Annotated in this window: 14 protein-coding genes; 7 read left to right on the top strand and 7 right to left on the bottom strand. The window is 76.4% G+C overall.

Translation table 11 applies throughout. From position 1 onward, the window contains the following. Positions 1–57 precede the first annotated feature (57 nt). The 4 genes from WCD74_RS21555 (at position 58) to WCD74_RS21540 (ending at position 3,308) form a co-directional block, all read left to right on the top strand. A complete protein-coding gene (locus WCD74_RS21555; RefSeq protein ID WP_337696935.1) occupies positions 58–495 on the top strand; it encodes a VOC family protein in 438 nt (145 codons plus the stop codon). A gap of 61 nt (positions 496–556) precedes the next feature. Further along, the gene (locus tag WCD74_RS21550) at positions 557–1,585 is read left to right on the top strand and encodes a protein kinase domain-containing protein (RefSeq protein WP_337696934.1); all 1,029 of its coding nucleotides are present in this window, start codon (positions 557–559) and stop codon (positions 1,583–1,585) included. Positions 1,586–1,629: 44 nt separating this feature from the next. Beyond that, complete coding sequence (locus WCD74_RS21545; protein ID WP_337696933.1) at positions 1,630–2,877, top strand: PP2C family protein-serine/threonine phosphatase; 1,248 nt, start codon at positions 1,630–1,632, stop codon at positions 2,875–2,877. Continuing rightward, positions 2,874–3,308, top strand: coding sequence for an FHA domain-containing protein (locus tag WCD74_RS21540; protein WP_337696932.1), 435 nt, complete (start codon positions 2,874–2,876; stop codon positions 3,306–3,308). The genes WCD74_RS21545 and WCD74_RS21540 overlap by 4 nt, the downstream gene beginning before the upstream one ends. Here the strand turns inward: WCD74_RS21540 and WCD74_RS21535 are convergent. Genes WCD74_RS21535 through WCD74_RS21520 form a run of 4 tightly spaced genes read right to left on the bottom strand, consistent with a single transcriptional unit; the run spans position 3,289 to position 6,210 of the window. After that, the gene (locus WCD74_RS21535) at positions 3,289–3,729 is read right to left on the bottom strand and encodes a GtrA family protein (protein ID WP_337696931.1); all 441 of its coding nucleotides are present in this window, start codon (positions 3,727–3,729) and stop codon (positions 3,289–3,291) included. The genes WCD74_RS21540 and WCD74_RS21535 overlap by 20 nt on opposite strands. Positions 3,730–3,761: 32 nt before the next feature. Continuing rightward, positions 3,762–4,802, bottom strand: coding sequence for a decaprenyl-phosphate phosphoribosyltransferase (locus WCD74_RS21530; protein ID WP_337696930.1), 1,041 nt, complete (start codon positions 4,800–4,802; stop codon positions 3,762–3,764). After that, a complete protein-coding gene (locus WCD74_RS21525) occupies positions 4,799–5,344 on the bottom strand; it encodes a phosphatase PAP2 family protein (RefSeq protein WP_337696929.1) in 546 nt (181 codons plus the stop codon). Before WCD74_RS21525 ends, WCD74_RS21530 begins: the two co-directional genes overlap by 4 nt. Positions 5,345–5,382: 38 nt before the next feature. After that, positions 5,383–6,210, bottom strand: a complete 828-nt coding sequence (locus WCD74_RS21520; RefSeq protein ID WP_337696928.1) for an HAD family hydrolase — start codon at positions 6,208–6,210, stop codon at positions 5,383–5,385. A gap of 39 nt (positions 6,211–6,249) precedes the next feature. On the opposite strand from WCD74_RS21520, the gene WCD74_RS21515 reads away from it, so the two are divergent. The 3 genes from WCD74_RS21515 to WCD74_RS21505 all read left to right on the top strand — a co-directional run bounded on the left by WCD74_RS21515 (position 6,250) and on the right by WCD74_RS21505 (position 9,733). Further along, entirely contained in the window at positions 6,250–6,882 is a 633-nt protein-coding gene (locus tag WCD74_RS21515) for an endonuclease (protein WP_337696927.1), read from the top strand. A gap of 105 nt (positions 6,883–6,987) precedes the next feature. After that, on the top strand, positions 6,988–8,232 hold the full coding sequence (locus tag WCD74_RS21510) for a carboxylate--amine ligase (RefSeq protein WP_337696926.1): 1,245 nt from the start codon (positions 6,988–6,990) through the stop codon (positions 8,230–8,232). A 10-nt stretch (positions 8,233–8,242) separates the two neighbouring features. Continuing rightward, positions 8,243–9,733, top strand: a complete 1,491-nt coding sequence (locus WCD74_RS21505) for an ArnT family glycosyltransferase (RefSeq protein ID WP_337696925.1) — start codon at positions 8,243–8,245, stop codon at positions 9,731–9,733. A gap of 6 nt (positions 9,734–9,739) precedes the next feature. Here the strand turns inward: WCD74_RS21505 and WCD74_RS21500 are convergent, their stop codons facing one another. The 3 genes from WCD74_RS21500 to WCD74_RS21490 form a co-directional block, all read right to left on the bottom strand. Next, positions 9,740–12,928, bottom strand: a complete 3,189-nt coding sequence (locus tag WCD74_RS21500; protein WP_337696924.1) for an arabinosyltransferase domain-containing protein — start codon at positions 12,926–12,928, stop codon at positions 9,740–9,742. A gap of 125 nt (positions 12,929–13,053) precedes the next feature. After that, positions 13,054–13,491 carry a DUF350 domain-containing protein gene (locus tag WCD74_RS21495; protein ID WP_337696923.1) on the bottom strand — a complete coding sequence of 146 codons (438 nt, stop codon included), beginning with the start codon at positions 13,489–13,491 and terminating at the stop codon, positions 13,054–13,056. A gap of 46 nt (positions 13,492–13,537) precedes the next feature. Beyond that, on the bottom strand, positions 13,538–14,341 hold the full coding sequence (locus WCD74_RS21490) for an SCO6745 family protein (RefSeq protein WP_337696922.1): 804 nt from the start codon (positions 14,339–14,341) through the stop codon (positions 13,538–13,540). Positions 14,342–14,346: the final 5 nt, after the last annotated feature.

Here is a 14,346-nt window from a genome sequence, read left to right as displayed (position 1 = left end):
GCGGTAGGTCGAGGAGGCGGTCACCACGTGACCGCCTGCCCGGCCAGGATGAGCGGCATGAGTCGCGAGGTGCAGGTCACGTTCGACGCCGCGGACCCCGGCGCGCAGGCGGAGTTCTGGGCGGTGGCGCTCGGCTACCGGGTGCAGGAGCCGCCGGGCGGCTTCGCCACGTGGGGCGAGGCCCTCGAGGCGTGGGGGGTGCCGCCGGAGCGGCGCAACGACGCGTCGGCGGTCGTCGACCCGGAGGGCACCGGACCGCGGGTGTTCTTCCAGCGCATCCCGGAGGGCAAGTCCGTCAAGAACCGGGTGCACCTCGACCTCCGGGCGGCCCCGGGCCAGCAGGGCGACGAGCGGATGGCCACGCTCGAGGCCGAGGCCGAGCGGCTCGTCGCGCACGGGGCCACCCGGCTGCTGCGCGTGGACCCGGAGCCGCCGCTGGTGCCCGGCAACATCGTGATGGCCGACCCCGAGGGCAACGAGTTCTGCCTCGACTAGGGCGGGGGTATCGTTCCGTGGACCGCCCCCAGGGGTGGCGTCGGGGCGAGCGAGGTACGTGGTGGACGGTCGGGCACAGCTGCGCCGGGCCGGGCGCGCCCGCACGGCGGTGGCGCCGTCCTTCCCGTCCGACCCGGACGCGCTGCTCCCCGAGCGTCGCCGGTCCTGCCCGGTCTGCGACGCCCCCGTGGGCCGCGGTCGCGACGGCAGGCCCGGTCGGCTCACCGGCACCTGCGGGTTCTGCCGGACGCCGTTCGACCTGGGGCCCGACCTCGCGCCGGGGACGCTCCTGGCCGGGCGCTACCGGGTCGTCGACCTCCTCGCCCGCGGCGGCGCGTGGCTCTACCTCGCCGCCGACGAGCGGACGGGCGAGGAGGTCGTCGTCGCCCGCCGCCGCGACGACACGCGCACCCCGGAACTGCTGCTCGACCGGCCGCACCCGGCCCTCGTCGGGCTGCGCGACGTCGTCGACCACGACGGGGTGCGCCTCGTGCTCGACCGGCTGCACGGCACCCCGGCCCGCGGACCGCTGGATGTCGGCACCGCGGCCGCGAACGTGGCCGCCGTCGTCCCCGCGGTGGCGCACCTGCACGCACTGGGGCTGCTGCACGCGGACCTGAAGCCGTCGAACGTGCTGCTGACCGACCGGGGCCCGGTGCTGGTGGACCTCGGCTCCCTGCGGCGCACGGACGACCGCACGAGCCCGGTGTGGGGCACGGACGGCTTCCTCGCCCCGGAGATCGCACCGGGCGGCGCCGGCCCGTCGGTCGCCTCGGACGTCTTCGCCCTGGCCCGGACCCTGGACGTGCTGCTGGGTGCCCCGGTCCTGCCGCACCTCGGGGGCGGCCGGGGCGCGACCGCGCTGGATCCGGTGATCCACCGGGGGACCGCACCCGACCCCGCTCTCCGGCACCCGGACGTCGTGAGCCTCGCCCGGGACGTCGACCTCGCGCTGCGCGGAGCGGTCTCGGGGACCACCCTCCCGGGGCAACCCGCCGATCACGGCGTGGGTGTGCCGGACGGCGGACACCGCGTGCACCAAGATGACCCCCTACCGCACCCCGCCCCGCGCGACCCCGCTCGCCGATGACCCCGCACCGGCACCCCGCACGCCCAGACAGGAGCCCTCCCGCCGTGACCGAGTCCTCCGCGCCGCCGTCCCCGACGAACGGCCCCGGCGACCCGGCGTCGGACGACCCGGCGGTCGACCCGGCCGGGCGCTCGGCCGACACGAACGACCCGGTCGACCCCGTCGACCCGGACCCGACCGGGGGCGTGCCCGTGCAGTCCGTCGGGCCCGCGGGCACCGCGGGTGAGCACACCGACCTGCGCTCGGTCCTGGAGGCGACCCGCAACCAGATCGAGACGGCGGACTGCCCGGAGTGCGGCGCGAGCGTCGACGAGGCGCAGGACGTGGTGTGCGGGCGGTGCGGGACCCGCCGCCCCGCGGTGCGCGACCACGTCGAGTTCCGCCTCGGCCCGGCCGCGGCCGTGACCGACCGCGGCCTGCGGCGGCGCCGGAACGAGGACGCGTGCGCGATCGGCCGGATCGCGACGGCGCACGGCGAGGTGCTGGTCGCCTCGGTCTGCGACGGGGTGGCGTCGGCCCGGCGCGGGGACGAGGCGTCGCTGGCGGCGGCGGAGGCGTGCGTGGCGGCGGTGCTCACCCACATCACCGCCCGGGGCCCGGCGAGCCTCGACGAGCTCGCCGCGGCGGGCGCGGGGGCGGCCGCGGAGGCGGCGGCGGACCTGGTCCGGCTCGGCGACCCCACGGACCCCCCGGCCACCACCTACACCGGCGCGGTCACCCGCAACGGCTCGGCGGTCGTGTCCTGGGTCGGCGACAGCCGGGTCTACTGGCTGGCCGGCGACGGGACCTCGCAGCTGCTGTCCACCGACGACTCGTGGGCCGAGGAGATCGCCGCCGCGGGCGTGATGAGCCGCGAGCAGGCGCACGCCGACCGCCGTGCCCACGTGCTGACCCGCTGGCTCGGCCACGACTCCCCCGAGGGCCCCGCCCGCGCCCGGCGCTTCCGGCCCGCCGGTCCCGGTGTCCTGCTGCTGTGCAGCGACGGGATCTGGAACCACATCCCGGAGGCCGACCGGCTCGCCGCGATCCTGTCCTCCGGCCGCGGCCGCGCCGACGTCCTCGGCGACGCGCGGGCGCTGGTCGACGCGGCCCTGGCCGACGGCGGGTACGACAACGCGACCGTCGCGCTCCTGCCGCTCGACCCCGCCGACGGCAGCGGCGAGTGGGGGCCGCGCCCGGACGGGGGCGAGGACACCGGCCCGATCCTGATCCCGCTCGACGGGGAGGACGACCGGCTCGCGGACGCGACCGCCGAGGACACCGTCGACCCACCCGGCGACGGACCGGCGTGACGCGCTGGTGCGCCCGCGTGTGGGCCGACCGGGACCACTACGAGCTGGTGCGCGCGCGGGAGGACACCTCGGTCACGGTCCCGGAGTTCCCCGGCGACCCGCGGGAGTTCACGGTCGACCTGGCCGGGGACGAGATCGCGATCGGGCGCCGCGGCGTGCCCGACGAGGGCCGCGCCGGCGCCGAGACCTCGGCGGACGACCCCGGGATCGACCTGACCGGCCCGCCGCGCGACCCCGGCGTCTCGCACCTGCACGCGATGCTGCTCGCGGTCGGCGACGACCGCTGGGTGGTGCTCGACGCCGGGTCGACCAACGGCACCACGCTGAACTACGGCGGCGAGCTGCTGACCCCGGGCACGCCGGTGCCGCTGGAGTCCGGCGACACGATCCACGTCGGAGCGTGGACCACGATCACCGTCGAACGACGGTGAGGCGCAGGGTCGCCGGGTCCGGGTCGACCTCCGGGCGTCGGACCGGCGGCCGCCCGCCGCGGGCCAGCACGAACCGTGCCGCCAGGAAGCTGGCCGGGACCGCGAGCACCGCGGCGGCCAGCGGGGCGACCCGCTCGTCCACCCCGAGGGCGACCAGCCCGACGACGCCGATCGTCGTCGCCGCGATGTTCACCGCCTGCGAGGCCGGGTAGAGCACGAACCGCTGCCACGAGGGGCGGACCCCGAACGTGAAGCGGCAGTTGAGGAAGAACGACACGACCATGGCGGCGCCCAGCCCGACCACGTGCGCGGTCAGGTACCCGACCTCCACGAGCACGAGCAGGTACACCGCGTAGTACGTTGCGGCGTTCACCACGCCCACCAGGGCGTAGCGCACCAGCGCGGCCACCGACGACGTCATGACCCGGTGTCCGTTCCCGCCCGGGCCGCGGTTCAGTGCACGGCCGAGGTCGTGACCGCCAGGAACAGCAGCACCGCCCAGCCCAGGCCCAGCACCTGCAGCACCCGGTCCTTGAGGACGATCTCCTCGGGCTCGCCGCCGTTGCCGCCGTCGACGTCCACCGCGTACCGCAGGATCGCCACCACGAACGGCACCACCGAGATGATCGCCCACATGCTCGGCGGGGTCGGCAGCGCGTTGCGCACCGGCTGCACGCCGATCTGGAAGGCCCACAGCGAGTAGGCCAGGATCACGATCGTGGCCGACAGCGACCACACGAAGCGCAGGTACGAGGCCGAGTAGCGCTCCAGCGACCGGCGGATCTTCGCGCCGGTCCGCTCGGCGAGCCGCATCTCGGCGTACCGCTTGCCCGAGGCCATGAACAGCGAGCCGAACGCCATCGTCAGCAGGAACCACGGCGACAGGTACAGCGACGCCGCGGCGCCACCGGCGATCGCGCGCATGAGGAACCCGGAGCTCACGATGCACACGTCGATGACGGGCTCGTGCTTGAGCCACAGGCAGTACGCGAGCTGGACGACGACGTAGACGATCACGACGATCGCCAGGTTCAGGGTCGCGAGGAAGCTCAGCCCGATCGCCCCGGCGAACAGGACGAGCGCGGTCCCGTAGGCCACCGCGGGCGGCACGATGCCCGCCGCGATCGGCCGGAACCGCTTCTTCGGGTGCGCGCGGTCGGCCTCGACGTCGCGCGCGTCGTTGACCAGGTAGACCCCGGACGCGGCCAGCGAGAACGCGGCGAACGCGATGAGGACCGAGACCCAGACCGGGCCCTCCCCGAGGCGCCCGGCCGCGAACGGTGCCGCGAAGACGAGGACGTTCTTGACCCACTGCTTGGGCCGCATCGTCTTGAGCAGCCCCAGCGGCACCGCCAGCGGACCGGTGCGGCGCACCGGGACGGCGGTGTCCTCCGGGGCGTCCTCGGGCTCGCGGTTCTCCTCGAGGGCGGCGTCCGCACGGTCCTCGTCGTCGCGGCCGGCTCCGCTGCGCTGCGTGTCCTCGGACGTGGTCATCGGGTCCTCCAGCGGCCCAGCCGGCCACGCTCGATCACGCGGCGCGCGGCCAGGGCGCACGCGGCTCCGAGCGCGGATCCGGCCAGGACGTCGGTCGGGTAGTGGACACCCAGCACGAGGCGGGAGAGCGCCATCGCCGGGATCACGGCGGTCAGGGGGAGGGCGCCCCGGCGCCCGAGGATGCTGCCGTACGCCACGGCGGCCGCGGTGGTGGAGGTGGCGTGCGAGGAGGGGAACGACAGCCGGCTCGGGGTGCCGACGTGCACCGCGATCCGCGGGTCGTGCGGGCGGCGACGGCGGACGACGCGCTTGAGCACGATCGAGGCGCCGTGCGCCCCGGCGACCGCCACCGCCGACGAGACCCATTCCCGACGGCGGGTCGGGTCCAGCGCCGCGCCCGCGGCGCCCAGGGCGAGCCACCCGGCGGCGTGCTCACCGAACAGCGACATCCCGGTCGCGGCCCGCACCACGGTCGGCTGGTCGATCCGGTGCTGGATCGCCACCAGCGCAGCGGCCTCGCGAGACCCGCTCGCGTCGAGCACACGTCCTCCCGGCGCCCGGTGATGTTTGCGGACCGATGCTACGCGGGCCTTGACAACGGCCCGTCACCGAGCCTGCTGAACCACCGCTCGAGCACCGCCGCGACCCCGTCGTCGTCGTGGTGCCCGGCGATCTCGTCGGCCGCGGCCAGCACCTCGGGGTGCGCGTTGCCCATCGCCACGCCGTGTCCGGCCCAGCGCAGCATCTCCAGGTCGTTGGGCATGTCGCCGAACGCCACCACGTCCGCGGCGTCCACGCCGTGGTGGGCCGCCGCGAGCGCGAGGCCGCGGGCCTTCGTCACGCCGGGCACGGAGCACTCGACGAGCCCGTTCGACGCGGAGAACGTGACGTCGACCAGGTCGCCCAGCCCGTCGCGCACCGCGGCGGCCATCGCGTCGCTCTCCAGCCCGCGGCGCCGGGCCAGGACCTTCACCGCGGGCCGGGCGGCGAGCTCCGCGGCGGCGATCTCGACGTGGTCGGACTGCGGCCAGGCGTGCTCGTAGGCCGGCTCGCAGCAGAACTCCGGGGCGTCCACCCGCTCCACGGCGAGCCCGGCGCCGGGCAGGGCGGTGCGCAGGCGGTCGATCACCTCGGCGAGCGCGTCGGTGTCCAGCTCGGCCGCCTCCACCACCCGGCCGCTGCCCGCGTCCCAGAGCACGGCGCCGTTCGCGGCGACGCAGAGCCCGTGCACGCCGATCGCGTCGCACACCGGGGCGATCCAGCGCGGCGGCCGCCCGGTGGCGATCACCAGCGGCACGCCGGCCCCGGTCATCCGCTCCAGCACGCCCACGAGCCGCGGGCCCGGCTCCCCGTCGGCGCCGAGCAGCGTGCCGTCGACGTCGCTGGCGACCAGGCGTGGAGCTCCCATGACCTCGATTCTCCGCCCCCGGGCCGGGTAGCCCCGCACATGACCCGGGAGCAGACCGCCGCCCAGTTGCTCGACGTCGCGGGCGAGACGTTCGCCGCCGAGGCCGGCATCACCCTCGACGACAAGCCCGCCCCGCTCTACCGGCTGCTGGTGCTCGCCGTCCTGCTCTCCAGCCGGGTGCAGGCCAAGCTCGGCACCCGCGCGTGCCACGAGCTCGTCGCGAGCGGGTTCGGGACGCCGGAGCGGATGCGCGACGCGACCCACGACGAGGTCCACGACGCGCTCTCCCGCGGGAAGTTCCTCAGCAAGGACCAGACCGCCGACGCCCTGCTCGACGGGGCGGCCCTGGTGTGCGACCGCTGGGGCGGCGACCTGCGCCGGATGCGCTCCGAGGCCGACGGCGACACCGAGGCCCTGACCGGGCTGCTCACCGAGGTCCCGCGGCTCGGGCCGGTCGGGGCGAGCATCTTCGTCCGCGAGGTCCAGGCGGTCTGGCCGGAGTTCCGCCCGCACCTCGACGACAAGGCGCTGGACGGCGCCGAGGCCGCCGGGCTGCCCCGGGACGCGCACGCGCTGGCCTCGCTCGTGTCCGCCGACGACCTGGCCCGGTTCGCCGCGGCGCTGGTCCGGGCCGGGCTCTCCGACGACGTGGCCGAGCAGGTCGGGTCCTGACGCGTCACCCGAGGGGCCGTCGTCCGTCACGGAGGGAGAGGACGGCATGATCCGCTCCGACGACGCAGAGCGTGGGGGCGTCCGCCATCGACGAAAGCAGGCCTCGTGCGCCTCGACGCCCGACCCGGCGCCGCCCGCCGCCCCGACCTGGACCGGTCCGTGCCCGCCGTCCTGCTCAAGCTCGGGAGCTACCCGCTGCACCACGGCGGCCTGGGCGTGGTGCGCACCCTCGGGCGGTGCGGCGTGGACGTCTACGCCGTCACCGAGGGCGCGTTCACCCCGGCCGCGGTCTCCCGCCACCTGACCGGCCGGTTCTCGTGGCCGACCACCGGCACCGAGGACCCGGCCGAGCTCGCCGCGGGCCTGCACGCGATCGCGCGGGCGATCGGCCGGCGGGCCGTGCTCGTCCCCACCGACGACGAGAGCGCCGTCGCGGTCGCCGAGCTGGGCGACGAGCTCGCGGACGACTTCCTGTTCCCCCGCTGCGCCGACCCCGGTCTGCCGCGCACCGTGGCGAGCAAGGAGGGCCTGCACGAGCTGTGCGTCCGGCACGGCGTGCCCACGCCGGGGAGCGTCGTGCCCGCCGACCGCGCGGCGGTCGAGGAGTACGCCGCCCACGGCGCGTTCCCCGTCGTCGTGAAGAGCCGGGCCCCCTTCGAGCGCCACCGGCGCCCGACCGTCCGGTCGTCGACGGTCGTCGAGGGCCCGGACGAGCTCCGCGCGCTGGCGCGCGACTGGGACGACGACCCGGCCGTGATCCTGCAGGAGTACCTCCCGCGGGAGTCCTCCGAGGACTGGGTCGTGCACGCCTACGTGCCCGGCGACGACGAGCCGGTCCTGTTCACCGGGGTGAAGCTGCGGTCGTGGCCGCCGCACGCCGGCATCACGACGGCGGGTCGGGCCCGGTGGAACCCGGAGCTCGCCGAGCTGGCCCGGCACCTGTTCGCCGCGACCGGGTTCCGCGGGATCGCCGACCTCGACCTGCGCTACGACCGCCGCGACGGCCGGTACAAGCTCGTCGACTTCAACCCGCGCGTCGGCGCGCAGTTCCGGCTCTTCGAGGACGCGGCCGGGCTGGACGTGGTCCGCGCCCAGCACCTCGCGCTGACCGGGCGGCCGCTGCCGCGCGCCCCCTTCCCCGAGGGCCGCGCCTTCGTCGTGGAGGACTTCGACTACGTGGCGCGGGTGGCCTACCGCGGCGACCGCACCGACGGCCCGGCTCCGCCCGGGCGCGCGCCGTTCGCCGAGCACGCGTGGTTCGCCCTGGACGACCCGCTGCCGGTGGTGCCGATGGTGCTCGGACGCGCCCGGCCGGTGCTGTCCCGGGTCGCCCGCCGGTTCACCGGCTAGGTTCACCGCCGTGGGATCGGCCCGGGTCGCGACGCGCGGCGAGACGTTCCTCCGGCGTCCGGAACTGCCGGCGGCCCTCGGCGGCGCACTCGCCGGCGTGGCGTTGTTCCTCCTCGCGCACCGCGGGATGCCCGACGACACCTACATCACCCTGGACTACGCCCGGAACCTCGCCCTGCACGGCCACTGGGGCCTCAACCCGTTCCGGGACTCCAACTCGGCCACCTCGCCGCTGAACGTCTGGCTGCTCGCGGCGGGCATCCTCGTGACCGGTCGTCCGGCGGTCGCCGTCGGGCTCGTCCTCGTCCTGGCGACCGCGGCGCTCGGCGTGTGGGCGGCGGGGCTCGCGGGCCGGCTGGGGGTGCGCCCCGGCGTGCTGGTCGCCCTCGTCGTGGGCCTGACCGTGACCTCGCCGGTCTTCGCGAGCATCGTCGGGATGGAGTCGTTCCTGGGCGCCGCGCTGCTGCTGGGCGTCGCCCGGTACGCGGCCGCCCGCCGCCCGGTGGCGGCGGGGATCGTCCTCGGGCTCGCCGTGCTGTGCCGCCCGGACCTGGCCGTCCCCGGGGTCGTCGTCCTCGTCGCCCTGATCGTCGGCCGGACGCCCGCGGCCTGGCGCGAGCTCGTGCCGGCGTTCGCCGCCACCGTCGCGGTCGCGCTGCCGTGGCACGTCGTCTCGTGGATCGTGCTGGGCGGGTTCGTCCCGGACACCCTGGTGATCAAGACCAGCGGGGCCTTCCCGAACGGCGAGGTCTTCGGCAACGGCCCGCTGTTCTGGGCGCAGCGGTGGCCGGTACCCATGGTGCTGATCGGCGCGGTCGTCCTGGCCGGCCTGGCCGCGCTGGCACGGTCGGTCGCGGCGGTCGTGCGCGGCCGGCACACCCCGGTCGACCGCGTCGTGGTCGCCTGCGGGGCGGCCGGGCTCGCGCACTACGCGGTGTACGCGGCGATGGGGGTGTCGTCCTACATCTGGTACTACTGCCCGTCGCTGTTCCTGCTCACGGTCTGCGCCGCGCTGTGCGCCGCCGACCTGGCGACCCGCCGGGCCGGCGCCGTCCTCGCCCCGGCGCTCGGGGTGGTGGCCGGGGCGGCCCTCGGGATCGGGCTGGTGGGCCCGCTGCCGTGGAGCCAGCCCGTGATCTTCGGCAACTGGGCGACGGCGTCGCAGTACATCGCCGCGGGCCGCGCTTTGGGCGCGACCCTGCCGCCGGGGCAGAGCGTCGCGGCGCCGGGCGAGATCGGCGCCCTGGCCTACGGGTGCGGGTGCGACATCGTCGACGTGTTCTCCGACCGGGACCTGGCGGCGGCCCTGGCGGCCGAGCGGGCGGCCACGGCCGGGCCGTTGACGCGGGCGTTCCTCCGGGTCAACTACCTCTTCGCCGACACCGCCGCGGCACCCCGACCGACCGACCGCGAGCTGCGGTGGGAGCCGGGTGCGGACGGCCCGGGCTGGCCGACCGACGTCCCCGGCCGCGGCCCGGGCCGGCTGGTCCTCTCCCCGTAGCGGGGCTCAGCCCACCGCGCCCTGATAGCGCACGTCGTCGTAGTCCTCCTCGGCGAGCGTCGGGCCGCGGTCCCAGCCCGGCGTCGACCGCGTGGTGGAGGTGACGTCGACCTGCCCGGCCGGCCGGTCGCGGACCACCAGGTCGATGCGGCCCCACGGCTTCGTGCGCGGCCCGCCGGGCTGCACCGCGGTGGCCAGGCGGACGTAGGTGGAGTTCGCGTCGTCGAAGCGCCACGCCCCGCCCCGCTCGGGCTTGTCCTGCAGGCCCCAGTAGCTCTCCCCGAGGTCCTCGTCCGCGTGGATGCGCACCTCCGGCGCCGGCGCGATCCCGTCCGCGACGGCGGCCTGGTCGACGCACGGCCACAGCACGGCCGACATCTGGTCGACGAGCACGGACCGCCCGGTGAGCACCTCGGTGATCGGGCGGGGGACGGCCAGCCGCGGCTCGGCGACCGCGACCCGGTCCTCGCCGATCGCCGGCCCGGGCTCGACGACGACGCGGACGAACTCCGGGCGGACCGGCTGGTCGACCAGCGACACCGGCCGCTCCTGCCACGTGCGGCCGTCGGCGTTCGGCAACGGCTCGATCTCCTTGCGCCCGGTGGCCGCCACCGCCGTCGCGGGGCCCTGCCCGAACTCGACGACCACGCGCTCGTCGGGGGAACCGGCCAGCAGCACCGGCACCACGACGTCGGTCGCGTCCCCGCCGGGCGGCACCGGGTACCAGCCGGTGCGCAGCCCGCCGCGTCCGCCGGAGCCGGGCGCGGCGTCGTGCCACAGCGGGCCCAGGCCCGGGACCGGTCGCGGTCCTGGCACGCGCGTGGAGTCGACCATGTCGCCCTCGGTGACCGCCGGGGCGGTCGGGCGGCCCAGCGGCGCCGACGCGGGCCCCAGGTAGGTCACCTCGTCCTCGAGGCCGCACAGCGGGCCGCGCACGACGTCCTTGGTGTTGCCGAGGGCGACCGTCCACCCCGGGTACTGGGTGGCGGGGGCCAGCACGAACACGCCGAGCATCCCGACGACGAGCGTCCCGCACGCGACCGCGAGCACGGCCCGGTCCGGCCCGGGGCGTGGGAGGCGTCGGTCGGGCCACCGGCGCAGCGACCAGCCCGCCCAGGCCGCGGCCAGCACGGCGATCGCGATCCAGACGAGCGGGTTGCGCAGGAACACCGGCCCGAGGTGCGGGGCCAGCAGGTTCTGGCTCAACGGCGTGGGGTCCGGGTCGGCGTGCGCCCCGAACGGCTGGCCGCGGTCGGAGTACGGCGTCCAGACGTTCCAGCCGGCGAACGTCACCGAGGTGACCACGACCAGGACCGCGAGCCCGACCGCCGTCGCGAGCGCCCGCTCCTTCCCGGGCAGCGGCGCGCGCAGCAGGGCGACGGCGAGCAGGACCGTGCCCGCCGCCCCGACGGCCGGGAAGTGCAGGACCCACTTCGTCGGGCTCGCGGCCACGAGCGCGAACGCGACCGCGCTCGTCGCCGCTGAGTGCAGCAGCAGCCGCCGCAGGTCGTCGTCGTCCGGCCCCCGCAGCGCGCTGCCGGCCGCGACCAGGATCGTCACGCCCAGCGTCAGCAGGATCGGCCCCCGCCCGCCCCACGACGTCCGGCCCGGCGCCAGCAGCGTCTGGTAGTGCGTCAGCTCGTCGTACCAGGGAACGGTGTTGTAGTAGTACGAGTGCACCGCGGACGCCTCGAGGAAGTCCCCGAGCGAGGCGTCGGCGAACGCCACCGGCACCGCCACCGACGCGGCCGCCGCGAGCACGGCCAGGCCGACCACTCGCTGCCGCGTGGTCAGGGCCCGGATCCGCGGCCACCAGCGCGGCAGCTCGACCAGCAGCGGCGCCCACGCGACCAGGCCGGTGGGCGAGCACGCCAGCGACAGCGCCGCGGCCGCCACGGCCAGCGCGTACAGCATCGGGGCCTCGCGCAGGCGCGCGAGCTCCACGAGCAGCAGCACCACCACCGACAGGAGCACGATCAGCGGTTCGGGGCGCAGCGTCAGCCCGAACGGCAGCCACCAGACCAGGTGGCCGACCAGCAGCGCCCACGGCACGTACGCCCGCCGGACGCTCAGCCGCCGCAGCGCGAGCGCCAGGTACACCCGCAGCAGGCCGTACGCGAGCAGGCCGAAGGCGAGCGGGAGCAGGCGCAGCCACACCAGCGACCAGCCGCCGACCGCGCCCCACACCTGCATCAGGTACTGCGAGGCGACGAAGGGGTTCTCCGTCACGTTGAACATGTAGACGGCGTTGCCCAGGTAGCCCGACGCCCCGGCGTCGCGGGCCATCAGCGGATACCAGCTGTCGTCGAAGTTCATCGGGGCCAGCAGCACCCACGCGCCGGACACCACGACGACGACGGCGTCGGCCCACGACAGGTGCCGGCGCAGCACCGACCACGCGTGGCGGCGGCCCTGCCACCAGCGGCGGACCGCGGGACCGTGGTCGCGGGTCAGCAGGACGAACAGCACCACCAGCGCGAGGACGTGCGCGACGAGCAGCACCGTCTTGAGGAGGCCCGGCGTCGAGGCGTACCGGTCGTCGGGCTGCAGCGTGACCTGCGGCCCGGCGGCGCCCGCGAGCCCGGTGGTCAGCTCGGAGACCTGGGGCACCGCGATGTCGGCGCAGTCCCCGCAGGCCAGCGGCGCCGGCGTCCCGCCGAGGGTGGCGCGCAGGCCGTCGGCCCCGCTGTGGAGGGCGAGGGCGCAGTCGCCCGGTTCGGGCGAGCGGAGCGACGGGGATCGGGGCGGGGGCAGGGGCGCCGACAGCATCCGCTCGCCCGAGACGACCACGTCCACGCGGCCGGCCGCGGAGGTGACGACCAGCCCGCCGGCGGCGACGCGGTCGGGGGTGGGGTCGGGGCGGCGGTCCTCGGGAGCGACGTCGGCGGTCTGCGAGGGCGGCACGGCGCCCGCCGGCATGGTCCGCAGCACCTCGCCGCCGGCCCGGAGCGCGGCGCAGGGCACGGTGACGTCGAGGACGGCGGGGCGGGGCGGGCTCAGCGACAGGGTGGTGGACCGCGCCGGGTCCCCCGCGGCCGGCCACGACACCGTGGTCACCTCGCTGGTGACCGGAGCCAGCGGCACCGCCAGCCCCAGCAGCACCGCGACGAGGGCCCACACGAGGACGGCGCCCGGGCGGGTCCGGCCGGGGGCGGTGTCCTCCGCCTGGTCCGCCGGCTCGAGCACCGTCGTCATCCGTGCACCATCCCGGCCTCGTCCCGAGCTCCCACCACGGCTCCGGCCGGGAGCCTAGAGCGTGTGGGTGAGACGACCTCGGAGGGCACGCCGTCCGGGGCGCGCCCGGTGACGCCGGGTGAGCGTCAGATGATGGCGACCGCCACCACCAGGCCCAGCGCGAGGTGCATCCCGGCGATCATGGCCGACACCGGGGTGTAGCCCTCGTCGTGCAGGCACGCCCCGACGTCCAGCCGCGACACGGCCTCCAGGCCCCGGACGGCGGCGACCTGGCCGATGATCCCGACCAGGCCGAACACCAGGGTGTTGACGATGCCGGTGAGGAAACCGCCGCCGGAGACGTAGATGGCGGTGACGACGATCAGCGCCATCGACACCAGGCCGGACGCGGCCACGACGACGGCGTTCGGGCGGCCCTCGCGGACGAGCGCGCGCAGGTCGCCGGGCGTGGTCAGGTCGATGGCGAAGTAGCCGACGTACATCAGCACCGCCCCGATGACCGCGTAGACCGCGATCAGGCCGATGCCCGAGAAGAGGGTCGGGAAGAAGTCGGGCGTGAACACGCGAGGCCCCCAGCGGGTGGTCCAACCGGACGAAAGGGGCGCCAGACTAGCGGGTCAGCCCGATCGGGTTGTGCGCAGGCACGATCATCCAGCACGCCTCGGTCAGCGGGGCCAGCAGCGCCGCCAACCGCTCGGTGCGCTCCGGTCCGAGCGCCTCCCAGGGGCCCGCCGCCGCGCGGTCCGTGGCGTCCTCGACGGCGGCGTGCAGCGCGACCGGGTCGCGGGCGGCGAGCCGGTCCCGCGCGGCCTCCCACGCCTCGTCGCGCACCCGCCGCCCCAGCCGCAGGTCGCGTTCCGGGGACTCGCCGGCCAGCACCTTGAGCACGTGCGACTCGACCGGGGACACCCCGTGCACCGTCAGCGCCGCGAGGTGGGAGTCGCCGCGGTGCTCGCGCAGGGTCGTGGTGGCCTGCCAGAGCGCGAGGTGCGGGTCGGCCGGGCGGGGCAGCGCGCGGTTCGCGGCCCCGAGCACCCGGCCGGAGTCCTCGCACGCCCGGGACGCCTCCCAGGCGAGGTCGGCGGCCTCGCGCACGGACCCGTCGTCGGGAAGCTCCTCGAGGTCCCGGAACGCGGCGTCGATGCCGCGCAGCCGGCGTTCGAGGGCGACGGCCGGGGTGACCGCGACGGCCTCGAGCGCCTCGGCGATGCGGTCCGGGGCGAAGCCGCCGAACGCCGCGGTGACCACGGCCGACGGGACCGACCCCAGCGGCGCCGCCCGTTGCGCCACGTAGCGTGACCAGAACGTCGGCCCGAGGTCCTCGGTCGCCCGCAGCGACCCCGGGGCGAAGTAGATCAGCGCGTGGACCGGCTCGTAGAGCCGCCACATCCGCCGGGCGGCGTGCTCGGGCACGGGGC

The organism is Actinomycetospora aurantiaca (assembly GCF_037401875.1).
Lineage (GTDB): Bacteria > Actinomycetota > Actinomycetes > Mycobacteriales > Pseudonocardiaceae > Actinomycetospora > Actinomycetospora aurantiaca.
The sequence above is the reverse complement of the archived record's forward strand: the minus strand, read 5'-3'. Positions and strand labels throughout refer to the sequence as shown.

Excerpts from the sequence above, each read along its gene's own strand:
- WCD74_RS21515 (WP_337696927.1), top strand. The coding sequence starts at position 6,250 with ATGACCCGGGAGCAGACCGCCGCCCAGTTGCTCGACGTCGCGGGCGAG.
- WCD74_RS21500 (WP_337696924.1), bottom strand. The coding sequence starts at position 12,928 with ATGACGACGGTGCTCGAGCCGGCGGACCAGGCGGAGGACACCGCCCCC.
- WCD74_RS21555 (WP_337696935.1), top strand. The coding sequence starts at position 58 with ATGAGTCGCGAGGTGCAGGTCACGTTCGACGCCGCGGACCCCGGCGCG.
- WCD74_RS21530 (WP_337696930.1), bottom strand. The coding sequence starts at position 4,802 with ATGACCACGTCCGAGGACACGCAGCGCAGCGGAGCCGGCCGCGACGAC.
- WCD74_RS21520 (WP_337696928.1), bottom strand. The coding sequence starts at position 6,210 with ATGGGAGCTCCACGCCTGGTCGCCAGCGACGTCGACGGCACGCTGCTC.
- WCD74_RS21535 (WP_337696931.1), bottom strand. The coding sequence starts at position 3,729 with ATGACGTCGTCGGTGGCCGCGCTGGTGCGCTACGCCCTGGTGGGCGTG.